Genomic DNA, 25,896 nt, shown 5'->3' with positions numbered 1-25,896 from the left:
GCGCGAGCACGCTACACGCCACCGCCCCCCGTCGCCTTGTTCACCGCCACGAACGCCAAGGCCCGTCCCTCCGACGCCTCGACCGCGGCCAGCTCCGCCTGGCGATGCCCGACCGACGCGGTCAGGCGTTCCAGCAGATTGATCATGCCGCGCCCGTACAACAGCCCCGCGTGCGCGTCCGCCCGCCGCGACGCCTGCAATTGCGCGTCGATCCGCTGCGCGCGCCGTTCTTGCGCCGCCCAGGCGCCCAGGGCGTTTTCGGTTTCCTCGACGGCCTCCAACACGACCTGCCGATAGCCCAGGATGGCCGCGGCCAGTTCGGCCTCGCGCGCGCCGGCCACGGCCCGTCGCAAACCCCAGTCCAGCAGCGGCAGGGTCAAGGACAGCCCGCCCGACGCATGGGTGCTGCGGCCCGGCAAGGGCTTGCCGGTCAGGTTGCCGGTGATCTGGATATCACCGGACAGGGTCAGGCGCGGGTATAGCTCGGCGATCGACACCCGTAGTTCGGCCGCGGCCTGCAGCACCTGCTGTTCCGCGCGACGGATGTCCGGCCGGACGCGCACGATATCGGCCGGCAGCGGCGCGGTCGGCTCGCCGCGCGGCAGGGGCTGGCCGGCGGACGCCAGCAGCCCGGGCGCGATCTGGCTCTCTCCGGTAAGCACCGCCAGACGCTGCGCGTGCTGCCGCGCCAGTTGCGCCGACAGCGGCAGCTGGGCGGCCGTTTCGGCTTCCAGCACGCTGGCGCGGTCCACATCGAAATCGCTGGCGATGCCGGCGCGCCTGCGCTCCTGCACCAGGGCGAGCAGATGGCGCTGGTCGTCCAGCAGGCCGGACAGCACCTGATGGCGCCGCTGCGCGCCGCGCAGTTCGATATAGGCGCGCACGGCCTCGGCGGCCACCGACACCCTGGCCGCGCGCAAGTCGGCTTCGGCGGCGCCGGCGCTCGCGCGCGCCGCGTCCGTGGCGGCGGCGATGCGGCCGAACAGGTCGAGTTCCCAGCGGGCGTCGAAACCGGCCTGGTAATAGCCGATGGACCGTTCTTCCTGCGCCAGCGGCAATTCGCCCTGCCCGGCTTCGGCGCCGGACAGCTCGTTCGCGCCGTGCGGACCAGACAACCTGTGCTGGCGCTGGGCGGCGCCGTGCAGGCCGATCTGCGGCAAGGCCTGGGCCGCGCTGGAACGCGACAGGGCGCGCGCCGCCTTGAGCCGTTGCGCCGCCTGGGCCAGCGTCAGGTTGCCCGCCAGCGCGCGTTCGGCCAGCGCATCCAGCTCCGCGTCCTCGAAGGCCGTCCACCAGCGCGGCGGCGCCTCCGTCCGCGCGGCCACCTCGCCCCGGTTGTACCAGTCCGCCGGCAAGGCCTGCCTGGGCTCCGGCCTCGGTCCCATCGACACGCAGCCGGGAAGCGCCAACGTCGCCGCCAGCAGCCCCAGCCACCGCCGCCTGCCCTCAAGTTCCATGTTCCCGCGCACCTGCATCGCTTGCCACCACCCGTCGCCATTTGACGATTCGTTGAGATGAAAACATAATAGATCGACCAATCAGTCTATTAATAATATCCCACTCCAGGCCCGGCTTCGAACATGAATCGTCATTCGCGCGTCCGCCGCGCGCCGGTGTACGGCGCCATCATCGCGGGCGGCATCACGCTGTTCGGCAATGCCGTGGCGGCGGTCGCGCTGCCGTGGCTGGTGCTCGGCATTACCGGCAGCGCGGCCTGGACCGGCGCGGCCGCCGCGGCCGGCATGGTGCCGCTGATCATCGGCGCCTTCTTCGGCGGCCAGATGCTGGAGCGCCATGGCGCCAGGCGCGTCGCGGTGGCTGCCGACCTGGTCAGCGCCGGCAGCCTGATCGCCATCGCGCTGCTCCATGAAAACGGCCAGCTCGGCATGACGGCGCTCATGGCCCTGATCGCGCTGGGCGCGCTGTTCGACGGGCCGGGCATGGCGGCGTCGGAATCGCGCTACCCCGAACTGGCCCGCCTGGCGCGAATGCCGTTGGAACGCGTCACGGCGATGGACGAGCTGGCCGACGGCGCCGCCACCATCGCGGGCCCCATCGCCGCCGGCCTGAGCATCGCCCTGTTCGGACCTGAACTGACCTTGTGGCTCACGGCGCTGTGCTCGATCACGGCGGCGGCGCTGAACGCGATCTATCTGCCCGGCAGGCGGCGGGCCGCGCGCGGGAAGGTGGCGCGGCAAGGCGCGCTGATCGGCGTGCGTTTCCTGTGGTCCGAGCCGCCGCTGCGCGCGCTGGTGCTGACGGGCATGGCCGTGGTCAGCCTGTTCAGCGCCCTGGACGCCGTGGTCATGCCGGTCTTCCTGCGCGACAGCGGCCGGGACGCCGCCGACCTGGGCAGCTTCCTGGCCCTGGCCGGCGGCGGCGCCATCGTGTCCGCGCTGGCCTACGCCCGTCATGGGCAGCGCCTGGGGCCTCGGCGGATCCTGCTGGCCAGCCTGGCGCTGGAAACCCTGGCCTTCGCGCTGCTGGCGCTGCAGGACGGCGACGCGCTGATGCTGCTGTCCGGCGCGCTGGCCGGGCTGGGCGTGGGCCCGCTCAATCCGCTGATCAGCACGGCGCTGCTGCGCGGCACGCCCGCCGCGATACGCGGCAGAGTCCTGAGCGCCTTCAACGCGCTGGCGCTGGTCGCCACGCCGCTGGCCGTGCTGTTGGCCGGCGCCGCCATCGAACTGGCGGGCACGCGCGCCGTCATGATTTGCCTGGCCGCCATGTTCGCGCTGCTGGCCCTGCCCTACCTGCTTGCCCCCGCCCACGAGGCGGTTCGCGCCGCGCGCCCCGCCTCGCCCACCAACCGGGAATCCTCCCGATGACCTCGACGTCCCCCATGAGCATGAACGCCGCTTCCCGGCGCAAGACCCTGCTTGCCCGCCACCGATACAGTCTCGCCGCCGCCTGCGCCCTGGCGCTGGCCGCGCTTGCCGCGCTGGCGTTGCGCGCCGCGCCCGCCGCCGTGGCAGAGACGCCGCAGGCCGCGCCGGCCTTGCGCGTCACCACCGTCGTGGCCGGCCCGGGCACGGTCCCGATCCGCATCGCGGTGAGCGGATCCCTGGTTGGCAGGGACGAGATCGCCATCCGCACGCCGTTGCAGGACCAGCGCATCGCGGCGGTGCTGGTCGAGGAAGGCGATTGGGTGCGCGCCGGCCAGCCGCTGGCCACGCTGGAAACGGATACCCTGGACGCGCAGCTGCGCCAGGCGCAGGCGACGCTGGGCCGGGCGCGGGCGCAGGTGCAGCAGCAGGAAGCGCTGAACGCCGAGGCCCAGACCCAGTTGCGGCGCATCGCGCCCCTGGCCCGCTCCGGCTCGGTCAGCGCGCAGCAGATCGACCAGCAGCAGGCGCAGGCGCGTTCCAGCGCCGCCGCGCTCGCCGCCGCCCGCGCCGAACAGGAACAGGCCCGCGCCGGGGTGGCGCAGGCACAGGCGCAACGCGACAAGGCCGCGCTGCTGGCGCCGGCCGACGGCATCGTGTCCGAGCGCCACGCGCGGGCCGGCGCATTGGGCGGCGACGCGCCGCTGTTCAAGCTGATCCGCGACGGCCTGCTCGAACTGGACGGCGAGGTGCCCGAAAGCGCGCTGGCCGGCATCCTGCCCGGCATGCCCGCGCGGTTGCGGGTGCCCGGCGCGACGGATGCGGTGGCCGGCAGCGTTCGCCGCGTATCGCCCAAGGTGGACGAGGCGACGCGCATGGGCCGTGTCCGGATCGCGCTGGAGGCGGCGCCGGCGATCCGGGCGGGCAGCTTCGCCGCCACGACGCTGGAGACCGGCCAGGACGCGCTGCCGGTCGTGGTGCCGCAGCGCGCGGTGACGTTCGGCGCGCAAGGCGCGGCCTCGGTCATGGTGCTGGACGCCGCCGGCCGCGTGGCCCGGCGCGCGGTCACGCTGGGCAGGCTCAATGGTTCGGTGGCCGAAGTCCGGTCGGGACTGGACGCGGGCGAACGCCTCGTGGCCACCGCGACCGCCTTCATCAAGGAAGGCGACATCGTGACGTCCGCGCAGCCGGAGGCGCTGGCGCGATGAGCATGCAACTGTCTTCCTGGGCGATCCGTCGGCCCATCCCCACCATCGTGCTGTTCCTGGTGCTGGCGATCGCCGGCTGGACATCCTTTCTCGGCCTGCCGATCAACGCCAATCCGCGCGTGGATTTTCCCGTGGTGACGGTTGCGGTGCCCCAGGTCGGCGCTGCGCCCACCGAACTGGAACACGCCGTCACGCTGCGGGTGGAGCGCGCCGTCTCCGGCCTGGCCGGCATCCGCCACATCACGTCCACGGTGGCCGACGGCATTTCCATCACGACGGTGGAATTCCAGTTGGGCATAGACCCGGGCCGGGCCGCCAATGACATCCGCGATGCCATCGCGCAGATCCGCGCCGACCTGCCCCAGACGATCGAGGAACCCATCATCACCCGCGTCGATGTCGAGGGCGGCGCCATCCTGAACTACGCGGTCAGCGCCCAGGCCCTGGGCCTGGTCGACGTCTCGTGGTTCGTCGACGATGTGGTCAGCCGGGAACTGCTGTCCGTGCCCGGCGTGCAGAAGGTGCAGCGCCTGGGCGGGGTGGAGCGCGAAGTCCGGGTCGCCCTGCGCGCCGACCGGCTGGAGGCGCTGGGGCTGGGCGCGGACCAGGTCAACGCGCAGCTGCTGCGCGCCAACGCCAACGTCCCCGGCGGCCGCGCCACGCTTGCCGGCGCCGAGCAATCGATACGCGCGCTCGGCAGCGCCGCCAGCGTGCAGGCGCTGGGCGCGACGCCCATCGCATTGCCCGACGGCCGCTGGACGCGGCTCGACGATATCGCGGTCCTGCGCGATGGCGCCGGCGAGGCGCGCACGCGGGCCAGGCTGGACGGCTAGGAGGTGGTGGGCTTCGCCGTGTTCCGCGCCAAGGGGTCCAGCGATACACGCGTCGCGCAGGGCGTGGAGCACGCCCTGGAACAACTGCGCCGCCAGCACGCCGACGTCGACATCCAGCTGGTGTCCTCGTCCGTGGCCTATACGCTGGCCAGCTACGACGCGGCCATCATGACGCTGGTCGAAGGCGCCGCGCTGACCGTGCTGGTCGTCTTCCTGTTCCTGCGCAGCTGGCGGGCCACGCTGGTGGCGGCGATCGCGCTGCCGCTGTCCATCCTGCCCGCCTTCGCGGTCATGGCCTGGTTCGGCTACACGCTGAACAGCATCACGCTGCTGGCGCTGACCCTGGTGATCGGCATCCTGGTGGACGACGCCATCGTCGAGATCGAGAACATCGAGCGCCATCTCGACATGGGCAAGCGGCCCTACCGCGCCGCGCTGGATGCGTCCGACGCCATCGGCTTCGCGGTCGTGGCCATCACGGCCACCATCGTCGCGGTGTTCCTGCCGGTCAGCTTCATCGGCGGTTTCGTCGGCCAGTATTTCGCGCCCTTCGGCGTCACCGTGTCGGCGGCCGTGCTGGCCTCGCTGCTGGTGGCCCGGCTGGTGACCCCGCTCATGGCGGCGTACCTGCTCGCGCCCAAGCCGCCGGCCGGCCAGCGCCAGGAAGCCGGCCATGCCACCGGCCTGCTCGGGCGCTACCTGCGCATGCTGGACTGGGCGCTGCGGCATCGCCGCAAGAGCCTGGCGCTGGCCGCCGCCTTCCTGGCCGCGTCGCTGGCGCTGGCGCCGCTGCTGCCGTCGGGCTTCATGCCCGTCAGCGATCCCAGCCTGAGCCGGGTCGACGTGTTCTTTCCGCCGGGCACGCCACTGTCCCAGACGGACGGCAAGCTCGACGAGATGGCGGCGCGGCTGCGCCAGCGGCCCGAAGTGCGCGCCGTCTTCACCACGGCGGGCGGCGAGGACGCGTCCGGCGCGACCGACGTCGCCAACGGGCAATTGCTGATCCGGCTGGTGCCGGCCGACCAGCGCGAACTCAGCCAGAAGGCGTTCGAGCATGCCGTGCGGCCGCTACTGGACGCGTTCCCCGACACGCGCTATGCCTTCCGCGGCGACAGCGCGGCGCGCGACGTGTCGATCATCCTGGCCGGCGCGGATGCCGACGCCCTGTCGCGGGCCGCGCATGCGCTGGAACGCGACATGCGCGCGCTGCCGGGCCTTGCCAACGTGCAGGTCAAGGAACCGCTGCCGCGCCCCGAACTGCTGATCCGCCCGCGCGCGGACGAAGCGGCGCGGGCGGGCGTCACCGCCGCGTCGATCGGCACGGTGGCGCGCATCGCCACCGTGGGCGACACCAATGCCAATTCGGCGCGCTTCAACTTCGCGGACCGGCAGGTGCCCGTGCGCGTGCTGCTGCCCGCGCTCGAACAGGGCGACCTGCAGGCGCTGGGCAATCTGCGCGTCTCGACCGACAGCGGCGCGACGGTGGCGCTGCGCAGCGTCGCGGACATCGGATACGGCAGCGGCCCGGCCCGCATCGAGCGGTCCGCGCGACTGCGCAGGATCTCGGTGGACGCGGACCTGTCCGGAACGACGCTGGGCACCGCGCTGGAAGCCATCGACGCCTTGCCCGCCCTGCGCGAGCTGCCGGCCGGCGTGCGCCGGATCGAGTACGGCGACGCGGAGTACATGCGGGAAATGTTCGAGAAGTTCAGCGTCGCCATGACCTTCGGCGTGCTGATGGTGTATGCGGTGCTGATCCTGCTGTTCCGGGATTTCCTGCAGCCCCTGACCATCCTGACATCGCTGCCGCTGGCGATCGGCGGCGCCGTCGGCGGGCTGCTGCTCTATGGCGCGGCCATCGACCTGCCGGTGGTGATCGGCCTGCTCATGCTCATGGGGATCGTGACGAAGAACTCCATCCTCATGGTGGAATTCGTGATCGAGAAGCGCCGCCATGGCATGGCGCGCCACGAGGCGCTGATGCAATCGGGCGCGGAACGCGCCCGACCCATCATCATGACCACCATCGCCATGGTGGCCGGCATGGTGCCCGCGCTACTCAGCACCGGCGCCGACGCCGGCTTCCGCGCGCCGATGGCCGTGGCGGTCATCGGCGGGCTGATCACCTCCACCCTGCTGAGCCTGATCTTCGTCCCCGTGGTCTTCAGCTACATGGACGACCTGCGCAACTGGCTGGCGCCCAGGCTGGCGCGGCTGACATCCGTCACGCAGCGGGACCGCGACGAAGAGGAGGCATGAACAAGCGCCGCGAACCGGCGCGCGGCCGGCCCGCTACGGGTCGACCGAGCGCATGTCGCAACTGGTCTCCTCGGACCCGCAGATGCCACGGAACCACGCCCGCCCCCGCTTGCGGTCCTTCGGCGCCAGCGGCTCCAGCTTCTCGTCGTTGCGCATCTCGTAGTCCAGCAGCAGCCACTCACCGTCGCAGGCGACGATGCCGCGCAGCGCGACCCGGTCGCGCAGCCAGTCGCCCTTCAGGTCGAGCAGCCGCTCGCTGCCGGCGTCGGGACGCGCGTAACCGCGCGCCGACTGCACGCCGACCTGCATGTCCCCGGCCTCGATCCATCCCTCGCCTTGGTACACCGGCCGGGGCTTTTCGCTCATCTCGTCGCTGGCGCCCTTGATCTTGAGCCAGCCATCGCGCGCCTCGACCAGGTCGAACGTGACGCTGTAGTAGTCCAGGGCCGGATCGAGACTCTCGCCGCGCGTCGTCGGCAGGCTGCCGACCACCTTGGCGGTCGCGGACGCCTCCGCGCGCACCGCGATCGCGGGCTTGTCATTGACCGTCCAGCCGGAGAATCGGCAGACGGTCGGTCCCGGCGGCGTCCAGGCCGCCGTTCCGGCATAGGCCTGGGCATTGAGCGCGGGCGACAGGGTCAGCGCGACAAGCGCCAGCAGCATGCGTCGAACAGTCATGGGGGTGGTCACACCGTCTGTTTGAGCTGGCGCGCTGGCGAGGCGTCAGCGAAGGTAGGCGTAAAGCGCGCGTCCCGGCGTCCGCCAGGCTCGGCTCCGGTTGTGGATCGGAAAAAGCGTACCACGGCACGCCCCTTCACTTCCCCTCATCCGCCTCCACCCCCACCATCATCCGCAAACATCGCAGGAACACCGGCCGCAGTTCCTCCGGCAGCGGCGCCAGCACTTGCGCCTCGACCTGCGCGTCGCGCGGCAGCACGCGCATCAGCAGGTCCAGGCCGGCCTCGGTGATTTCAAGCGCGTAGGCGCGCGCATCCTCGGCCGAGCGCGTGCGCCGCACATAGCCCTTGGCCGTCATGCGGGCGATCATCTCGGCGAAGGAATTGCGGTCCAGCGCGATCAGTTCGGCGATGCGGCTCTGGGTGGCGCCGGGATGCTGGTGGACGGTGATCAGCAGGGCCTTCTGCCGGGGTGTCAGGTCCTCGTCGGGAAAGGCCTGCGCGAACAGCGCCTCGGCCCGGAAGTGGGCCCGCCGCAACAGGTGCGACGCCACCTGGGTCAGATCGAAGTCCCGCAAGGCGCGGGACGAGGCCGGACGGCGGGCGGTCGGACGGGAGGCGGTCATCGGGCTTTCCATGAAATAGGCCAGGCGATTGTAGGCACAGGCGGCCGACGCCGAAAGACGCTGGCTCCCGGGCCCGGCCCCCGGCCCGTCTCCGCGCGGCCAGGCGACGCCAACGCGGCAGCGCTCGCCTTGGGCAAAACCCGGCGTTGACTTCGCCGGACGCGCCGCCTAAGATCGTCAATATAGTACGTATACGTATTTTATTGCCGGTACCCGCCACGCCGCGCGACCTGTTCCCAGGAATCCCGATCATGACGATCCGCCAGCTACGCAATTACATCGACGGCCGTTTCGAAGACGGCGCCTCGACCTTCGACAAGCACAGCCCAGTCGATCACGCGCTGATCGCCCAGGTCCACGAGGCCAGCCGCGAGCAGGTCGACCGCGCCGTCGCCGCCGCAAGGCGCGCCTTGCCGGCCTGGGCCGCCCTGCCGGTGGCCGCGCGCACCGATCAGCTGCTGGCGCTGGCCGACGGCATCACCCGCCGCTTCGACGACTTCCTGCAGGCCGAGATCGGCGACACCGGCAAGCCGGTGTCCTGGGCCTGCCAGATCGACATCCCGCGCGGGGCCGCGAATTTCCGCGCCTTCGCCGAGCTGGCGCGCACGCTGGACATGGAAAGCTACATGACCGACACGCCCGACGGCCGGCAGGCGCTGAACTACGCGTACCGCAAGCCGCTGGGCGCGGTCGGCGTGATCTCGCCGTGGAACCTGCCGCTGCTGCTGCTGACCTGGAAGGTGGCGCCGGCGTTGGCCTTCGGCAACACCGTCATCATGAAACCGTCGGAAGTGACGCCGTCCACCGCAACCCTGCTGGCCGAGGTCGCGCACGAGGTCGGCCTGCCCCCCGGCGTGCTCAACCTGACGCATGGCTTCGGCCCGGGTTCGGCGGGTGAATTCATCACCACGCATCCCGATATCGACGGCATCACCTTCACCGGCGAATCGGCCACCGGAGCGGCCATCATGCGCGCCGTGGCGCCGGGCGTGAAGCCCGTGTCCTTCGAGCTGGGCGGCAAGAACGCCGCGCTGGTGTTCGCCGACGCCGACTTCGAGGCCGCCGTCGACGGCACCGCGCGCTCGGTCTTCGCCAACTGCGGCCAGGTCTGCCTGTGCACCGAGCGCGTCTATGTCGAGCGCCCAATCTACGAGCGCTTCGTCGCCGCGCTGGCCGAGCGCGCGCGGGCGCTGCGCGTCGGCTGGCCTGACGATCCGCAGACTGGCATGGGCCCGCTGGTGTCGCGCGAGCATCGCGACAAGGTACTGGCGTATTTCGCGCTGGCGCGCGAGGAAGGCGCCACCGTCGTCACCGGCGGCGGCGTGCCCACGTTCGGCGACGCCCGCGACGCCGGCGCCTACGTGGAACCGACCATCTGGACCGGCCTGCCCGAAAGCGCGCGCTGCATCAAGGAGGAAGTGTTCGGCCCGGTCTGCCACGTGGCGCCGTTCGACACCGAGGAAGAAGCCATCCGAATGGCCAACGACAGCCGCTACGGCCTGGCCGCCGCCGTCTGGACCCAGAATCTGACGCGCGGCCACCGCGTGGCGCAGGCGATGAAAGTGGGGCTGGCCTGGGTCAACTGCTGGTTCCTGCGCGACCTGCGCACGCCCTTCGGCGGCAGCGGCCTGTCCGGCATCGGCCGCGAAGGCGGCCGTCACTCGCTGCACTTCTACACCGAACCCACCAACGTCTGCATCAAGCTGTGATGCCTCACTCCTCCAAGGACCCCTCATGATCCAGTCCCCCGTCAATGCCACCGTCGTCGCCGGCAAGGCCACGCCGCGCGGCAAGTATCCCCACATCAAGCGCGCCGGCGATTTCCTGTTCGTCTCCGGCACCAGCTCGCGCCTGCCCGACAACCGCATCGCCGGCGCCGAGGTCGACGCCATGGGCACCGCCACGCTCGACATCCGCGCGCAGACCCGCGCCGTGATCGAGAACATCCGCGACATCCTGGCCAGCGCCGGCGCCGGCCTGGCCGACGTGGTCGAGATCAGTACTTTCCTGGTCAACATGAACGACTTCGGTGGCTACAATCAGGTCTACGGCGAGTTCTTCGACGCCGATGGGCCGGCGCGCACCACCGTGGCGGTCCATCAGCTGCCGCACCCGCAATTGCTGATTGAAATCAAGGCGGTCGCCTACAAGCCGCTGGCGCGCTAGCGGACAGGCGCGGCGATGGCGCCAGACCGTCTTCCGGCCCTTCCTTCGGAACAGGATCGCCGCCCCGGCCCGCAAGCCGGGACGGCCGCGCGCATGTCGAACTTCCGCATCACGCCCAACGCGCTCAGCCACAAGCTGAAGCTGCACCAGCTGCAGATCTTCGAACGCGTGCTGGCGCGCCGCTCGCTGTCGCGCGCCGCCAGCGAGATGCACCTGACCCAGCCCACCGTCACCAAGGCCATCCACGATCTGGAGGCCTTCTTCGGCGCGACGCTGTTCGAGCGCTCCAACCGCGGCGTCACGCCGACAGAGCTGGCGCTGGTGCTGGGCCGGCGCGTGCACGCCATGATGGCCGAGATCCGCTACATGGCCGACGACATCGACGCGGTGCTCGGCGGCGCCAGCGGCCACGTGGTCGTGGGCACGCTGATCGCGGCCTCGGCCAAGCTGCTGCCCGAGGCCATCGCGCGGCTGATGACCGAGCATCCCGGCATCCAGGTCACGGTGCGCGAGGGCCCGTCGGCGCAGCTGCTGCCGGCGCTGGCCACGGGCGACGTCGACATCGTGGTCGGGCGGCTGCCGGGCGCCGACATGGCCTCGATCTCGGGCGTGGCCGTCGACCATCACAAGCTGTACCGCGAGGACCTTTGCCTGGTGGCCGGCGCCAGCCATCCGCTGGCCGGGGCCGCGCGGGTGTCGCTGGCCGAGCTGGCGGACCACATCTGGATCCTGCCCGCCCCCACCTCGCCGCTGCGCGCCTCGATCGAGCGCAGCTTCTTCGACGCCGGCGTGCGCCTGCCCACGCGTCACGTCGAATCGCTGTCGCTGCTGACCAATATCGGCATCCTGATGCACAGCGACGCGCTGGCGCTGATGCCCTACGACGCCGCGGCCCAGTTCCTGGCCATGGGCGTTCTGACGCGCCTGCCCACCGACGCCTTCGGCGCGTTCGGCGACGTCGGCTATTCGATCCGCGCCGACCGGCCCTTGACGCCGGCCTGCCTGCGGCTGGTCGACTACCTGAAGCGGGTCGCGGCGCAGCGCGACGCCAGTCCGCACCCCGCCTGATCCGCCCGGCCGCATCCGGGTAAGCCCGTTCAGGGAAACCCCGCGATAGATAAGCCGCATATCCAACCGCGCAATTTCTATTGCACGGCAGCCGCCTTCCCCCCCTAGACTTCCAGTCATCGAAGTCCGCAAGCGCCACCGGAGTCCCCCATGCCCGCCTACGGCCCGCCCTTGAATTTCCAGCGCTGGATCCAGGATCACGCGCATCTGTTGCAGCCGCCCGTCGGCAACCAGCAGATCTGGCAGGACGCCGATTTCATCGTCACGGTGGTCGGCGGCCCCAACCTGCGCACCGACTACCACGACGATCCGCTGGAGGAGTTCTTCTACCAGGTGCGCGGCAATGCCTGGCTGTCGCTGTGGATCGACGGCAAGCCCGAACGCGTGGATCTGAAGGAAGGCGACATCTTCCTGCTGCCGCCGCACGTGCGCCATTCGCCGCAGCGGCCCGAGACCGGCAGCGCCTGCCTGGTCATCGAGCGCCAGCGCCCGCCCGGGCTGCTGGACGGCTTCGAATGGTATTGCCCGCAGTGCGGCCACCTGGTGCACCGGGTCGAGGTGCAGCTCAAGAGCATCGTCACCGACCTGCCGCCGCTGTTCGAAGCCTTCTATTCCAACGAAGCGCGGCGCACCTGCCCCGGCTGCGGCGCGCTGCATCCCGGCAAGACGCAAGCCCCCGCCGCCCAGGCGGCGCCCGCCTGACGCCCCACTCTACCTGTCTTACCCATGCCCCTGAAAATCGATATGCACGCGCACTTCTTCCCGCCCATCACGCGGCAGGAAGCGGCGGCGCTGGACCCGGTCGACGCGCCCTGGCTGCGGCGCGACGGCGACGGCTCGACCGGCCAGATCATGGCCGGCGACCGCCCGTTCCGCCCGGTCGACGCCACGCTGTGGGACCCCGCGCTGCGCGTGGCGCAGATGGACCGCCACGGGGTCGACCTGCAGATCCTGTGCGCCACGCCGGTGATGTTCGGCTATGCCTATCCGGCCCGGGCCGCGGCGGACTGGGCCGCGCGCATGAACGACCTGGCGCTGGAGCACTGCGCCCATGCGCCCGACCGCCTGAAAGCGCTGGCCCAGGTGCCGCTGCAGGACCTGGACCTGGCCTGCCGGGAGGCTTCGCGCGCCCGCGCCGCCGGCCACCTGGGCGTGCAGATCGGCAACCATGTCGGCCCGCGCGACCTGGACGACGACACACTGGTGAACTTCCTGGTGCATTGCGCCGACGAGGGCATCCCGGTGCTGGTGCATCCCTGGGACATGATGACCGACGGCCGCATGAAGCGCTGGATGCTGCCCTGGCTGGTGGCCATGCCCGCCGAGACCCAGCTCGGCATCCTGTCGCTGATCCTGTCCGGCGCCTTCGAGCGCATTCCGCGCAGCCTCAAGCTCTGCTTCGCCCATGGCGGCGGCAGCTTCGCCTTCCTGCTGGGCCGGGTCGACAACGCCTGGCGCCACCGCGACATCGTGCGCCAGGACTGCCCCCAGCTGCCTTCGTCCTACACCGACCGCTTCTATGTCGACAGCGCCGTGTTCGATCCGCGTTCGCTGCGCCTCCTGATCGACGTGATGGGCGAGGACCGCGTGCTGCTCGGCTCCGATTACCCCTATCCGCTGGGCGAGCAGGAAGTCGGCCGGCTGGTGTCCAACGCCGACCTGCTGCCCGCCGTGCAGCAGAAGATCCTGTCGGGCAATACGCAAACGTTCTTCGGACTGGACCGCTGACGTCCCGCCGCCAACCATGACCGTGAGACACGGCAACGCAAGGGGATACACATGAAACGCATCTATCTGCTGGCCGCCGCCGCGGCCCTGGGACTGGCCCCCGGCGCCGCCGCCTGGGCCGAGGTCAAGATCGGCCTGTTGACCACGCTGACCGGCCCCGGCTCGGTGCTGGGGCAGGACCAGCTGGACGGCTTCATGCTGGCCGTCGAGCAGGGCGGCGGCAAGCTGGGCGGCGTGCCGGTGCAGGTCATCAAGGAAGACGACCAGTTCAAGCCCGAGGTAGGCGTGCAGGCCGCGCGCAAGCTGGTGCAGAGCGACAAGGTCGCCATCATCACGGGCGTGGTGTATTCCAACGTCATGCTGGCCGTGGCGCGGCCGGTGACCAGCGCGGGCGTGTTCCTGGTGGGCTCGAACGCCGGGCCCACCAACCTGGCCGGCAAGGACTGTACGCCGTTCTTCTTCTCGACTTCGTGGAACAACACCCAGCGCCACGAAGGCAGCGGCGAGATGGCCAACCAGATGGGCTTCAAGAAGGTCTACCTGCTGGCGCCCAACTACCAGGCCGGCAAGGACGCCATGGCCGGCTTCAAGCGCTTCTTCAAGGGCGAGGTGGTCAACGAGGTGTTCACCCAGGTCAACCAGCCCGACTACTCGGTCGAGCTGGCCGCGCTGGCCGACGCCAGGCCCGACGCCGCCTATGTGTTCTTCCCCGGCGGCATGGGCGTGAACTTCGTCAAGCAGTACCGCCAGGCCGGCCTGTTCGACAAGATCCCGCTGCTGTCGGTGGACACCATCGACGGCGCCACCCTGCCGGCCCTGCAGAAGGACGCGCTGGGCGCGGTCACCAACGTGCCGTATTCGCCCGATCTGGACAACGCCGCGAACAAGGCCTTCGCCGCCGCCTTCCGCCAGAAGTACGGCCGCGAGCCGTCCAGCTACGCGGCCCAGTCCTGGGACGCGGCGCAGCTGATCGGCTCGGCGCTCAAGCGCACCGGCGGCAAGGTCGACGACAAGGACGCGCTGCGCAAGGCGCTGGAGGCGGCCGACTTCGCCTCGGTGCGCGGCGAATTCCGCTACCAGCCCAATCACTTCCCGGCGGCCGGCTTCTTCCGCGCCGACGTGGCGGCGGGCGCGGACGGCAAGGTCGGCTTCGTCAACAAGGGGCCGATCTTCGCCGACCTGTCCAAGGTCTCCGACCAGTACGCCGCGCAATGCGCGATGAAGTGACGCCGCCCCACAGGCAAGAACGAGGTAAGGCGCCATGTCCGCGACGCTGCTGCTGGTGCAGGCCCTGAACGGCCTGCAGCTGGGTATCCTGCTTTTCCTGCTGGCCGCCGGCCTTACGCTGGTGTTCGGCATCATGAACTTCATCAACCTGGCGCACGGCTCGCTGTACATGATGGGCGCCTTCATCGCGGCCACCGTGTTCCGCCACAGCGGCTCCTTCCTGCTGGCCGCGGCGGCGGTGGTGGCCGGCATGGCGCTGCTCGGGCTGCTGCTGGACCGAGTCGCGCTGGCGCGGCTCTATCCGCGCGAGCACCTGGACCAGGTGCTGGCCACCTTCGGCTTCATCCTGTTCTTCAACGAGCTGACGCGCATCATCTGGGGTCCGGCGCCCATCAGCATGGGGCTGCCGTCCTGGCTGTCCGGCACCATCGACCTGCTCGGCGTGACCTATCCGCTATACCGCTTCCTCATCATCGTGGCGGGACTGGCGGTGGCGGCCGGCTGCTACGCGCTGATCCACCGCACGCGGCTCGGCATGCTGATCCGCGCCGGCTCCACCGACCGCATGATGGTGGGCGCGCTGGGCGTGAACATCGCGCGGCTGAACACGCTGCTGTTCGTGCTGGGCGCGGTGCTGGCCGGCGTGGCGGGGCTGATGGCGGGCCCGATCCTGTCGGCGCAGACCGGCATGGGCGAGCCGATCCTGATCCTGACGCTGGTGGTGATCGTCATCGGCGGCATCGGCTCGGTGCGCGGCGCCTTCCTGGCGGCGCTGATGGTGGGCCTGGTCGACACGCTGGGCCGCGCGCTGCTGCCGGCCCTGCTGCGCGCGGCGCTGCCGCCGGCGGCGGCCAACGCGGCCGGCCCGGCGATCGCCTCGATGCTGATCTATGTCGTCATGGCGCTGGTGCTGGCGCTGCGGCCGCAGGGCCTGTTCCCCGTGCGGCACGGATAGGAGACCTCGACATGCTTCGATTCTCTCCCCGCGCGCTGGCTGCCGGTTCGCTGCTGCTGGTGCTGGCGCTGGTGCCGCTGTATGCGCAGTGGCAGGGCGAACCCTTCCTGCTGGCGCTGTTCGGCCGGGTGCTGGTGTACGGCATCGCCGCGCTGGCCCTGAACCTGCTGCTCGGTTACGGCGGCATGGTCAGCTTCGGCCATGCGCTGTACCTGGGCCTGGGCGCCTACGCCGTGGGCGTGCTGAGCCACCACGGCATCGAGAACGGCTGGCTGCACCTGGCGGCCGCGCTCGGCGCCTGCGCCCTGGTCGGCCTGGTCAGCGGCTACGTGGCGCTGCGCACCTCCGGCATCGCCTTCATCATGATCACGCTGGCTTTCGCGCAGATGTTCTATTTCCTGGCCACCGGGCTGGAAGGCTACGGCGGCGACGACGGCATGTCGCTGTTCGCCGGCAGCGACTTCAGCCTGTTCCGGCTCGACACGCCGCTGGCGCTGTACTACGCGGCGTTCGGCGTGCTGCTGCTGGCGCTGGCCGCGCTGCACCGGCTGATCCATGCCCCCTTCGGCATGGCGCTGCGCGGCTGCCAGGCCAATGAGCGGCGCATGCGCGCGCTGGGCTACGCCACGCTGCGCTACCGGCTGGCGGCCTATGTGCTGTCGGCGATGCTGTGCGGCGTGGCGGGCGTGCTGCTGGCCAATCTGACGCTGTATGTCTCGCCCTCGTACCTGGCCTGGACCACCTCCGGCGAACTGATCGTGATGGTGGCGCTGGGCGGCATGGGCACGCTGTTCGGCCCGGTCGCCGGCGCCCTGGCCTTCCTGCTGCTGGAGGAAGGGCTCAAGCTGCTGACCGACCACTGGATGCTGCCGATGGGCCTGCTGATCGTGGGCGTGGTGCTGCTGTCGCGGCGCGGCCTGTACGGCGCCTTGCCGGAAACGCCCTGGCGTCCGGCCGCCGCGCGCGCCCTGCCCTGCCCCACCGGAGAACCGCGATGAGCGCGCTGCGCGTCGAACACCTGCTCAAGCGCTACGGCGGCCTGACCGTCACGGACGATCTGTCGCTGGAGGTGCGGCCGGGCGAGCTGCACGCCGTGATCGGCCCCAACGGCGCGGGCAAGACCACGCTGATCGGCCAGCTCAGCGGCGAGCTGCGGCCGGACGGCGGCCGGGTGCTGCTGGACGGCGTGGACGTGACCCGCATGCCCATCGAACGGCGCGTGCGGCGCGGGCTGGCGCGCTCGTACCAGATCACCTCGGTGTTCAAGCCCTTCACCGCGCTGGAGAACGTGGCCATGGCGGTGCAGGCGCGGCGCGGCCACAGCTTCCGCTTCTGGCGGCCGGCGCGCGCGACGCCGGCGCTGCGGGAACCGGCCCGCGCGGCGCTGGAACTGGCCGGCCTGGGCCGCCGCGCCGATGTGCCGGCCGGCGCGCTGGCGCATGGCGAGCTGCGCCAGCTGGAGCTGGCCATGGTGCTGGCCTGCCGCCCGACCCTGCTGCTGCTGGATGAACCCATGGCGGGCATGAGCCAGCACGAATCCGAGGCCATGACCGCGCTGCTGCACGGGCTGCGCCGGCAATACAGCATCCTGCTGGTGGAGCACGACATGCAGGCGGTGTTCGCCCTGTCCGACCGCGTCACCGTGCTGGTGTACGGCCGCGTCCTGGCCTGCGGCAGCGCGGACGAGATCCGCAACGATCCCCAGGTGCGCGAATGCTATCTGGGCAGCGAACGCCGGCGCGCGGACCGCCGCCCGCAGGGAGTCGCGGCATGAGCGCGCTGCTGTCGCTGCGCGGCGTCACCGCGCACTATGGCGCCAGCCAGGCGCTGTTCGGGATCGACCTGGAGATCGGGGCCGGCGAATTCGTCTCGCTGCTGGGCCGCAACGGCATGGGCAAGTCCACCACGGTCAAGGCCATCATGGGCCTGAACCGCGCCAGCCGGGGCGAGATCCGCTTCGACGGGCGCGACATCGGCGCGCTGCCGGCCTACCAGGTGGCGCAGTGCGGCATCGGCCTGGTGCCCGAGGGCCGGCACATTTTCCCCAATCTGTCGGTGCGCGAGAACCTGGTCGCCACCGCGCACAACCGCCAGCGGCTGGCGCAGCCCTGGACGCTGGAGCGCGTCTACGCGCTGTTCCCCCGGCTGGCTGAACGCGCCCGCCACCTGGGCAGCCACCTGTCCGGCGGCGAGCAGCAGATGCTGGCCATCGGCCGCGCGCTGCTGACCAATCCGCGCCTGCTGATCCTGGACGAGGCCACCGAGGGCCTGGCGCCGGTGGTGCGCGAGGAAATCTGGCGGGCGCTGGACGGCCTGAAGCGCACGGGGCTGGCGGTGCTGTGCATCGACAAGAACCTCGAACCGCTGCTGGCGGCGGCCGACCGCCACGCCATCATCGAGACGGGCCGGGTGGCCTGGAGCGGCGATTCCCAGGCCTTCATCGACGACGAGGCGCGCCTGCTGCGCTATCTTTCGGTATAGTTCGCGGCCCGAGGGTACGCGTTTCCGGCCCGATCCGCCCATATATCCCTACGAAACCGTAGGTCTTGATAAAGCACAATATCTAGTCAACCCAAACCAGTGATACACTACCTATAGTGTTGTCACTCCAGCCGCCTCGATAGCCCCGCCGCCATCCGGCACGGGCTTCCGAGCGACGGCACATGCCCCGCCAGCCCTGGCGGTCGGCCCCAATCTCGAACCCGAACATTCCGATCACTCGGAAGGACGTCGCTCGTCCTTTCCCAGCCGCAGGAGCTATGCAGTCCGCCATGGAAAAACAAGCAGCAATGATGGTCACCAAGCGTGATGGGCGTATGGAGCCCATCGATCTGGACAAGATCCACCGCGTCATCGACTGGGCCGCCAACGGCCTGGAGAACGTCTCGGTGTCGCAGGTGGAAATGCGTTCGCATATCCAGTTCTACGACGGCATCCGCACCGACGCCATCCACGAGACCATCATCAAGTCCGCCGCGGACCTGATTTCCGAGGAAACGCCCAACTACCAGTACCTGGCCGCGCGCCTGGCGATCTTCCACCTGCGCAAGATCGCCTACGGCCAGTTCGAGCCGCCGCACCTGTACGACCACGTGCGCAACCTGACCGAACAGGGCAAGTACGACGCGCACCTGCTGGCCGACTACAGCCGCGAGGAATTCGACGAGCTGAACGGCTACATCAACCACTGGCGCGACATGAACTTCGCCTACGCCGCGGTCAAGCAGATGGAGGGCAAGTACCTGATCCAGAACCGCGTCACCAAGCGCATCTACGAAAGCCCGCAGTTCCTGTACCTGCTGGTGGCGATGTGCCTGTTCGCGAAGTACCCCGCGCAGACGCGCCTGGGCTACGTCAAGCGTTTCTACGACGCGGTGTCGCGCTTCAAGATCTCGCTGCCCACGCCCATCATGGCGGGCGTGCGCACGCCGATGCGCCAGTTCAGCTCCTGCGTGCTGATCGAATGCGACGACGATCTGGACAGCGTCAACGCCACCACCAGCGCCATCGTCAAGTACGTGTCGCAGCGCGCCGGCATCGGCATCAACGGCGGCCGCATCCGCGCCCTGGGCAGCGAGATCCGTGGCGGCGAAGCGCTGCACACCGGCTGCCTGCCCTTCTTCAAGATGTTCCAGGCGGCGGTCAAGTCGTGCTCGCAAGGCGGCGTGCGCGGCGGCGCGGCCACCCTGTTCTACCCGCTGTGGCACCTGGAAGTCGAATCGCTGCTGGTGCTCAAGAACAACCGCGGCGTCGAGGAAAACCGCATCCGTCACCTGGACTACGGCGTGCAGGTCAACCGCCTGCTGTACCAGCGCCTGATCAAGTCGCAGGACATCACGCTGTTCTCGCCGCACGACACCCCGGGCCTGTACGAAGCCTTCTTCGCCGACCAGGACGAGTTCGAGCGCCTGTACCTGCAATACGAGCAGGATCCCGCCATCCGCAAGCGCAGCCTGCCGGCCGTGGAACTGTTCTCGCTGATGATGCAGGAGCGCGCCAGCACCGGCCGCATCTACATCCAGAACGTCGACCACTGCAACACGCACAGCCCGTTCGATCCCCAGGTCGCGCCGGTGCGCCAGTCGAACCTGTGCATGGAAATCGCGCTGCCGACCAAGGCGCTGAGCGATGTCAACGGCCCGGACGGCGAAATCGCGCTGTGCACGCTGTCGGCCTTCAACCTGGGCGCGCTGGAAACGCTGGACGAACTGGAAGGCCTGGCCGACCTGGCCGTGCGCGCGCTCGACGCGCTGCTCGACTACCCGGGCTACCCGATCCCGGCGGCGCGCGCCGCCACCATGAAGCGCCGCCCGCTGGGCGTGGGCGTGATCAACTACGCCTACTACCTGGCCAAGCACGGCACGCGTTATTCCGAACCGGCCGCGCTGGGCCTGACGCACCGCACCTTCGAAGCCATCCAGTACTACCTGCTGAAGGCCTCGTCGCAGCTGGCGCGCGAGTTCGGCCCCTGCTCGGGTTTCAACGAAACCACCTACAGCGCCGGCGTGCTGCCGATCGACAGCTACAAGAAGGACGTGGACGGCATCTGCGCCGAACCGCTGCGCCTGGACTGGGAAGCGCTGCGCGCCGACATCCGCGAGCACGGCCTGCGCAACTCCACGCTGACGGCGCTGATGCCCTCGGAAACGTCCAGCCAGATCGCCAACGCCACCAACGGCATCGAACCGCCGCGCGGCCTGGTGTCGGTCAAGCAGTCCAAGGACGGCATCCTGCGCCAGGTGGTGCCGGAATTCGAGCGCCTAAAGGACAAGTACGAACTGCTGTGGCAGATGTCCGGCAATGAGTCCTACCTGAAGCTGGTCGGCATCATGCAGAAGTTCGTCGACCAGTCGATCTCGGCCAACACCAACTACGACCCGCAGCGCTACGAAGGCGGCCGCGTGCCGATGAAGCAGCTGCTCAAGGACCTGCTGCTGGCCTACAAGTACGGCCTGAAGACCCTGTACTACCACAACACCCGCGACGGCGCCGACGATGCGCACGGCGAAGTGCAGGACGACGGCTGCGCCGGCGGCGCCTGCAAGATCTGACGAAAACATCCGCATCATGGCTTACAGCATTTTTTCCCAGACCAGCAACAACCCGTTGACCGAACCGATGTTCTTCGGCCAGCCGGTCAACGTCGCGCGCTACGACCAGCAGAAATACGCGATCTTCGAGAAGCTGATCGAGAAGCAGCTGTCGTTCTTCTGGCGGCCCGAAGAGGTCGACATCTCGCAGGACCGCCTGGACTACCAGGGCCTGCCCGAGCATGAGAAGCACATCTTCATCAGCAACCTGAAGTACCAGACGCTGCTGGATTCGATCCAGGGCCGCAGCCCCAACGTCGCCTTCCTGCCGCTGGTGTCGCTGCCCGAGCTGGAGACCTGGATCGAGACCTGGGCGTTCTCGGAGACGATCCACTCGCGCTCGTACACGCACATCATCCGCAACATCGTCCCCGATCCCTCGGTGATCTTCGACGACATCGTCAGCAACGAGAACATCCGGCTGCGCGCGGCCGACATCGCCTCGTACTACGACGACCTGATCGGCCCGTCCATGCTGTACGCGCAGCTGGGCGTGGGCGAGCACGTCATCAACGGCAAGACGCATCGCATCTCGGAATACGAGCTGAAGAAGAAGACGTATCTGTGCCTGATGAGCGTGAACATCCTGGAAGCCATCCGCTTCTACGTCAGCTTCGCCTGCTCGTTCGCCTTCGCGGAACGCAAGCTGATGGAAGGCAACGCCAAGATCATCCGCCTGATCGCCCGCGACGAGGCGCTGCACCTGACCGGCACGCAGCACCTGCTGAACATCATGCGCTCGGGCCAGGACGACCCGGACTTCGCCAAGATCGCGCGCGAGACCGAGCAGGAATGCTTCGAGATGTTCAAGCGCGCCGCCACCCAGGAAAAGCTCTGGGCCGAGTACCTGTTCCGCGACGGCTCCATGATCGGCCTGAACAAGGACATCCTGAGCCAGTACGTCGAGTACATCACCAACCTGCGCATGACGGCCGTGGGCCTGGCGCCGGCCTTCGCCCAGGTCAAGCACAACCCGATCCCGTGGATCAACACCTGGCTGTCCTCGGACACCGTGCAGGTCGCGCCGCAGGAAGTGGAACTGAGCTCCTACCTGGTCGGCCAGATCGACGCCCAGGTATCGCCCGACGACCTGAGCGACATCGAGCTGTGACGACCGTCTCCACGTCCGACGCCACGTTCCGCCTGCAAGAGGGCGAGACGCTGCTGGAGGGCCTGGAGCGCACCGGGCACGATGTCGAGTACCAGTGCCGCAGCGGCTACTGCGGCACGTGCCGGCTGAAGCTGGAGGCCGGCAAAGTGTCGTACACGACGGCACCGCTGGCCTTCGTCGCGCCGGGCGAGGTGCTGCCCTGCTGCTGCCGGCCCGACGGCCCCGTCGCCGTCGCGTGCTGGCTGCGGCAGGCGGACGAGGCGCTTTCGGAACCCTGACGGCCCTCAGAAGCCTTGCGCCAGCGCCTTGGCGGTATCGCCGGCCGACTTGCCCTGATTGACCGCGTCGGTCAGTTCCGTGACGAACCAGGGCAGCACCAGCTTGGTGCCGCTATCCGACAGCCCGATGCGCAAGCCTTCCCGCGAAGCGGCCGGCGCGGCCGTGCCTTGCGGCGCGTCGTCGGTCCGCACCACGACGGGCTTGGGCGTGTCCGGGGGAACCTCGGGCGCGACGGGCGGGGCCGACACGGCCGCCGTCGCGCAGAGCAAGGCGGCGGCGGCAAGGGTCTGCATACGATGTAAGGTCGGCATGATGGGCATCCTCTGTAAGCGGGAGAAGTCGGTCGCGGCCGCCCGCGCTCCCGCGCGCGCCTCGGCCATGACTGAGCGCATTGTGCGCCCGGCCCCGGCGCATTTGTGCGGGAGACTTGTGTTCATCTGTGAAGATCTGTGGGGCGCGGCGGCGTCGGCCCGCCGCCGCCTTTTTCCAAGCCTGGGCTTGGCATTGTCCGGCGCGCGGGCCGGAGCCGCCCTTGCGGCCCATCCAATACTCCGATAAAACCTGTCCCTATCATCAATACGGAAGCAATCGTGCGCGCCTGGACCCGTTCCGCCCTCTTACACTGCCTGTCGCTGTTCCTGTTCGTCCTGGGCCTGAACCTCGCCACGACCGCCTCCGCCGCCCTGCCCGGCCCGCTGGGCGCGCTGACCGGAGCCAGCGCCGAAAAACCGGTCGACAACGCGCAGCTGAAGCAATCGCTCGACCAGGTCATCCAGACGCTGGAAAACGACAAGACGCGCACGGAACTGCTGAACCGCCTGAAGCAATTGCGCGACGCGACCAAGCAGGATACGCAGACAGCCCAGGGCGGCATCCTCGCCTTCATTCGAGAAGCCGCCGAAAGCCTGGAGAAACAGCTCGACGGCCCCAACAGCCCGGTGGCGCGCTGGAGCACGCTGTACCGGCAGGCGCGGACCGAGATCACAACCGGCCTGCCCGCCTGGCGCGAATGGCCGTCGCTGATCCGGGACTTCCTGATCGTCACGGCGATCTGGGCGGGCCTGGCGCTGGGCCTGCGCTGGATCACCCGACGCCTGGCACGCCGCCGCGAGGCAGCCAGTACTCCGCCCAGCCGGTCGCAGCCCAGGCAGCTGCTGTGGATGGCGGCGGTGCAGCTGGCGCCCTGGGCCATCGCCTTCGTGATCACGCTGTACCTGTCCGTCGCCATGCCCGATTCCGTGGGACAGCTCGGCGCGCTGGTGCTGGCCTATGTGCTGCTGGCCGGCGCGCTGTTCTCGTCGCTGTCGCTGATCTGCCTGACGCTGCTGGACGGCCCGCACCGTACCCGGGCGCTGGACATCCTGCACCGGCGCGCGCTGCCGCCACTATGGCTGATCGGCAGCCTGGCCGCGCTGGGCGATTCGCTGCACGATCCGGAAATCATGAGCGTGTTCGGGCCCGGCGTCTCGCAATTCGCGGGCCTGCTGGCCAACGTGACGGCGGCGCTCCTGAGCGCGCTGTTCGTGCTGCGCTTTCGACGCCCCATCACCCACCTGATCCGCAACCAGCCGCGCGAGCGCCGCGCCACGCGCCACGGCCTGCAGGAGCTGCTGCGGCTGATCGGACCGCTGTGGTTCGTGCCGTTCCTGCTGCTGGTGGGCATCTCGCTGATCAGCACGGTGGCGGCCGCCGACGACAGCGGCCAGGTCATGCGCCGGGCCCTGCTGTGCGCGCTGGTGGCGATCGTGGGCATGGCCGTCGGCGGCGTCATCCGCCGCGCCTATGCGCGCGGCGGCCGCGACGGCAACCGGCGCATGGCCTACCGGGGGCAGCTCAGGTATTTCGGCTACACCCTGCTCTATATCGCCAACCTGCTGCTGTTCGTGGAAATCGGCCTGCGCGTGCTGGGCATGTCGCTGGCCGGCCTGATGGAGGGCGGTGGTTCGCAATTCGGCCCGCGCGCGGCCAGCTTCGTCGGCACCATGCTGGTGGCCTGGCTGATCTGGATCCTGACGGACACTGCCTTGCAGCACGCCCTGGGCACCAGCGGCAAGAACCGCGCCAATGTCCGCGCGCTGACCATGCTGCCGCTGATCCGCAACACCATCATGGCGACCATCGCCGTGATCGCCATCATCGTGGCGCTGGCCAACATGGGCATGAACGTCACGCCGCTGCTGGCCGGCGCCGGCGTCATCGGCCTGGCCATCGGCTTCGGCGCGCAGTCGCTGGTCACGGACCTGATCACGGGCCTGTTCATCATCATCGAGAACTCCCTGTCCATCGACGACTACGTGGATGTGGGCAACCACCTGGGCACGGTCGAGGGGCTGACCATCCGCACCGTGCGACTGCGCGACCTGGACGGCGTGGTGCACACGATTCCGTTCAGCCAGATCAAGACCATCAAGAACTACTCGCGCGAGTTCGGCTACGCCATGTTCCGCTGGCCGGTGCCGGCCACCATGCTGATCGACGACGCCGTGGCCCTGGTCCGCGAAGTGGCGGCGGAGCTGCGCGGCGACCCCACGATCTATCCCTTCATCTGGTCGCCCATGGAACTGCAGGGCGTGGAGAGCTTCGACAACGGCCAGGCCGTGCTGCGCTTCCGCTTCAAGACCGCGCCGCTGCGGCAATGGGAAGTGCAGCGCGCCTTCAATCTGCGGCTGCGCCGCCGGCTGGACCAGGCCGGGCTGGAACCGTCGATGCCGCGCCTGAACGTGCAGCTGTCGCGGATGCGCCAGTCCCGCAATCCCGAGCGGGACGAGGCGTCGGACAAGCCGGCCTGACGCCCCGGGCTCAGCCGCCTTCGATCTCCGGCACGAACAGATAGCCCTCGCCCCGGATCGTCTTGATGCGGGACGAGGCATGCCAGTCCGCTTCCAGCTTGCGGCGCAGCCGGCTCACCCAGGCGTCGATGTTGCTGCGCTGGTCGGAATTGCTGATGCCGCGCAGCCGCAGCATCAGCGCTTGCCGGGACAGCACCCTGCCCGCTTCGCTCGCCAGCGCCCAGAGCACCTCGAATTCCATCGTGGTCAGGGCCACCTCGGCGCCGCGCTGCCAGGCCAGGCGTTGCTCGCAGTCGATGACCAGTTCGCCGAATGCCAGCCGATGCGGCGCCAGCGGCGACCGATTGCGCCGGCGCAACAGCGCGCGTATCCGCGCCAGCAGCACATGTGGCGACACGGGCCTCACCACATAGTCGTCGGCGCCCGCGTCCAGGGCCTGGACTTGCGCCTGGCCGTTGCGGATATCGGAGAGCATCAGGATCGGCACGGCCGAGAGGGCGCGCAGATCGCGGCAGACTTTCAGCCCATCCCGGCCGGGCGGCGACGCGTCCAGCACCACGATCTCGGCGCAATGCCGACGAAACGCCTGGACGGCCAGATCGCCGCGCCTGACCTGCGCCGGGTCGAAATCGTGCTGCGCGAGAAACGCCGCCATCCGGTCGGACTGCGTCAGGTCGCCGGCGATGAGCAGGATCTTGGCCATGGGAAAGTCCGTCGTCAGTGCAGGGCGTCGGCCGCCGGCGGGTCGAGCTGCCGCTTGAGCGCGACGCTGGATCCGGCGTCATAACCGGGCCACGGCGCGAAAACCTCGCGATAGTGCCGTCCCAGCAGCACCGACGTGGGGCAGCGATACTCGGCGACGTCGTCATCCAGGCGCACCAGCAGCACATCGCCCACGCAGGCCCGCTGCTCGCCGGCCAGGGCGGGCGCGACCTTGCGCGTGGCGCTCGGGTCGCGGAAGAAGGTCGCATGGTCCACGACGGCCAGGCAGACATAGACGCCGGCGATCGCCCCCAGCCACAAGCGCCCCGTGCCCGGCGCGGCGCGGCGGGCAC

Annotated in this window: 21 protein-coding genes and 2 pseudogenes; 17 read left to right on the top strand and 6 right to left on the bottom strand. The window is 69.7% G+C overall.

The window, feature by feature from the left end:
• Positions 1 to 11 precede the first annotated feature (11 nt).
• Positions 12 to 1,457 (bottom strand): efflux transporter outer membrane subunit, encoded by a 1,446-nt coding sequence (locus AC6LJ5_RS18145; protein WP_498141209.1) that lies wholly within the window; start codon positions 1,455 to 1,457, stop codon positions 12 to 14.
• A 123-nt stretch (positions 1,458 to 1,580) separates the two neighbouring features.
• Between AC6LJ5_RS18145 and AC6LJ5_RS18140 the strand changes: the two genes are divergently transcribed.
• The 3 genes and pseudogenes from AC6LJ5_RS18140 to AC6LJ5_RS18130 all read left to right on the top strand — a co-directional run bounded on the left by AC6LJ5_RS18140 (position 1,581) and on the right by AC6LJ5_RS18130 (position 7,125).
• On the top strand, positions 1,581 to 2,828 hold the full coding sequence (locus tag AC6LJ5_RS18140) for an MFS transporter (protein ID WP_498141208.1): 1,248 nt from the start codon (positions 1,581 to 1,583) through the stop codon (positions 2,826 to 2,828).
• Positions 2,825 to 4,033 carry an efflux RND transporter periplasmic adaptor subunit gene (locus AC6LJ5_RS18135; RefSeq protein WP_498141207.1) on the top strand — a complete coding sequence of 403 codons (1,209 nt, stop codon included), beginning with the start codon at positions 2,825 to 2,827 and terminating at the stop codon, positions 4,031 to 4,033. The genes AC6LJ5_RS18140 and AC6LJ5_RS18135 overlap by 4 nt, the downstream gene beginning before the upstream one ends.
• A pseudogene (locus tag AC6LJ5_RS18130) lies at positions 4,030 to 7,125 on the top strand (efflux RND transporter permease subunit). The gene AC6LJ5_RS18135 and the pseudogene AC6LJ5_RS18130 overlap by 4 nt, the downstream one beginning before the upstream one ends.
• Positions 7,126 to 7,158: 33 nt before the next feature.
• On the opposite strand, the gene AC6LJ5_RS18125 reads toward AC6LJ5_RS18130, so the two are convergent.
• Together AC6LJ5_RS18125 and AC6LJ5_RS18120 are read right to left on the bottom strand one after the other, a co-directional pair.
• Positions 7,159 to 7,815 carry a hypothetical protein gene (locus tag AC6LJ5_RS18125; protein WP_498141206.1) on the bottom strand — a complete coding sequence of 219 codons (657 nt, stop codon included), beginning with the start codon at positions 7,813 to 7,815 and terminating at the stop codon, positions 7,159 to 7,161.
• 124 nt (positions 7,816 to 7,939) lie between these two features.
• Positions 7,940 to 8,428 carry a MarR family winged helix-turn-helix transcriptional regulator gene (locus AC6LJ5_RS18120; protein WP_103275616.1) on the bottom strand — a complete coding sequence of 163 codons (489 nt, stop codon included), beginning with the start codon at positions 8,426 to 8,428 and terminating at the stop codon, positions 7,940 to 7,942.
• Positions 8,429 to 8,679: 251 nt separating this feature from the next.
• On the opposite strand from AC6LJ5_RS18120, the gene AC6LJ5_RS18115 reads away from it, so the two are divergent.
• From AC6LJ5_RS18115 to yfaE, 13 genes are all read left to right on the top strand, one after another.
• Entirely contained in the window at positions 8,680 to 10,137 is a 1,458-nt protein-coding gene (locus tag AC6LJ5_RS18115; RefSeq protein ID WP_498141205.1) for a 2-hydroxymuconic semialdehyde dehydrogenase, read from the top strand.
• Between the two features lie 25 nt (positions 10,138 to 10,162).
• Positions 10,163 to 10,594 carry a RidA family protein gene (locus tag AC6LJ5_RS18110; RefSeq protein WP_498141204.1) on the top strand — a complete coding sequence of 144 codons (432 nt, stop codon included), beginning with the start codon at positions 10,163 to 10,165 and terminating at the stop codon, positions 10,592 to 10,594.
• Positions 10,595 to 10,687: 93 nt separating this feature from the next.
• Positions 10,688 to 11,662, top strand: a complete 975-nt coding sequence (locus AC6LJ5_RS18105) for a LysR substrate-binding domain-containing protein (protein WP_498141203.1) — start codon at positions 10,688 to 10,690, stop codon at positions 11,660 to 11,662.
• A 150-nt stretch (positions 11,663 to 11,812) separates the two neighbouring features.
• Positions 11,813 to 12,364 (top strand): 3-hydroxyanthranilate 3,4-dioxygenase, encoded by a 552-nt coding sequence (locus tag AC6LJ5_RS18100; RefSeq protein WP_212312851.1) that lies wholly within the window; start codon positions 11,813 to 11,815, stop codon positions 12,362 to 12,364.
• Between the two features lie 24 nt (positions 12,365 to 12,388).
• Positions 12,389 to 13,390, top strand: coding sequence for an amidohydrolase family protein (locus AC6LJ5_RS18095; protein ID WP_498141202.1), 1,002 nt, complete (start codon positions 12,389 to 12,391; stop codon positions 13,388 to 13,390).
• 51 nt (positions 13,391 to 13,441) lie between these two features.
• Positions 13,442 to 14,617: an ABC transporter substrate-binding protein gene (locus tag AC6LJ5_RS18090; protein ID WP_498141201.1), complete on the top strand. Its 1,176-nt coding sequence runs from the start codon at positions 13,442 to 13,444 to the stop codon at positions 14,615 to 14,617.
• A gap of 34 nt (positions 14,618 to 14,651) precedes the next feature.
• A complete protein-coding gene (locus tag AC6LJ5_RS18085; RefSeq protein WP_392409805.1) occupies positions 14,652 to 15,572 on the top strand; it encodes a branched-chain amino acid ABC transporter permease in 921 nt (306 codons plus the stop codon).
• An 11-nt stretch (positions 15,573 to 15,583) separates the two neighbouring features.
• The gene (locus AC6LJ5_RS18080; RefSeq protein ID WP_392409806.1) at positions 15,584 to 16,570 is read left to right on the top strand and encodes a branched-chain amino acid ABC transporter permease; all 987 of its coding nucleotides are present in this window, start codon (positions 15,584 to 15,586) and stop codon (positions 16,568 to 16,570) included.
• Positions 16,567 to 17,346 carry an ABC transporter ATP-binding protein gene (locus AC6LJ5_RS18075; protein WP_498141200.1) on the top strand — a complete coding sequence of 260 codons (780 nt, stop codon included), beginning with the start codon at positions 16,567 to 16,569 and terminating at the stop codon, positions 17,344 to 17,346. Before AC6LJ5_RS18080 ends, AC6LJ5_RS18075 begins: the two co-directional genes overlap by 4 nt.
• Positions 17,343 to 18,053, top strand: coding sequence for an ABC transporter ATP-binding protein (locus AC6LJ5_RS18070; RefSeq protein WP_498141199.1), 711 nt, complete (start codon positions 17,343 to 17,345; stop codon positions 18,051 to 18,053). The genes AC6LJ5_RS18075 and AC6LJ5_RS18070 overlap by 4 nt, the downstream gene beginning before the upstream one ends.
• A gap of 290 nt (positions 18,054 to 18,343) precedes the next feature.
• Positions 18,344 to 20,623 carry a class 1a ribonucleoside-diphosphate reductase subunit alpha gene (gene nrdA / locus AC6LJ5_RS18065; protein ID WP_498141198.1) on the top strand — a complete coding sequence of 760 codons (2,280 nt, stop codon included), beginning with the start codon at positions 18,344 to 18,346 and terminating at the stop codon, positions 20,621 to 20,623.
• Between the two features lie 16 nt (positions 20,624 to 20,639).
• Entirely contained in the window at positions 20,640 to 21,773 is a 1,134-nt protein-coding gene (gene nrdB / locus AC6LJ5_RS18060; protein WP_103275629.1) for a class Ia ribonucleoside-diphosphate reductase subunit beta, read from the top strand.
• Entirely contained in the window at positions 21,770 to 22,051 is a 282-nt protein-coding gene (gene yfaE, locus AC6LJ5_RS18055; RefSeq protein WP_498141197.1) for a class I ribonucleotide reductase maintenance protein YfaE, read from the top strand. Before nrdB ends, yfaE begins: the two co-directional genes overlap by 4 nt.
• Before the next feature lie 6 nt (positions 22,052 to 22,057).
• Here the strand turns inward: yfaE and AC6LJ5_RS18050 are convergent, their stop codons facing one another.
• Entirely contained in the window at positions 22,058 to 22,363 is a 306-nt protein-coding gene (locus AC6LJ5_RS18050; RefSeq protein ID WP_498141196.1) for a hypothetical protein, read from the bottom strand.
• Between the two features lie 279 nt (positions 22,364 to 22,642).
• Here AC6LJ5_RS18050 and AC6LJ5_RS18045 point away from each other — a divergent pair, with 279 nt between their 5' ends.
• Positions 22,643 to 24,841, top strand: a complete 2,199-nt coding sequence (locus AC6LJ5_RS18045; RefSeq protein WP_103275641.1) for a mechanosensitive ion channel family protein — start codon at positions 22,643 to 22,645, stop codon at positions 24,839 to 24,841.
• Positions 24,842 to 24,851: 10 nt separating this feature from the next.
• Here the strand turns inward: AC6LJ5_RS18045 and AC6LJ5_RS18040 are convergent, their stop codons facing one another.
• Positions 24,852 to 25,544 (bottom strand): winged helix-turn-helix domain-containing protein, encoded by a 693-nt coding sequence (locus AC6LJ5_RS18040; protein ID WP_392409821.1) that lies wholly within the window; start codon positions 25,542 to 25,544, stop codon positions 24,852 to 24,854.
• Positions 25,545 to 25,558: 14 nt separating this feature from the next.
• Positions 25,559 to 25,896: pseudogene (locus tag AC6LJ5_RS18035) on the bottom strand (hypothetical protein); the annotation flags it as partial.

Source organism: Achromobacter sp. 1011791174 (genome assembly GCF_059760925.1).
Note: the sequence above shows the minus strand (reverse complement) of the source record. Positions and strands in the feature narration are given on the sequence as shown.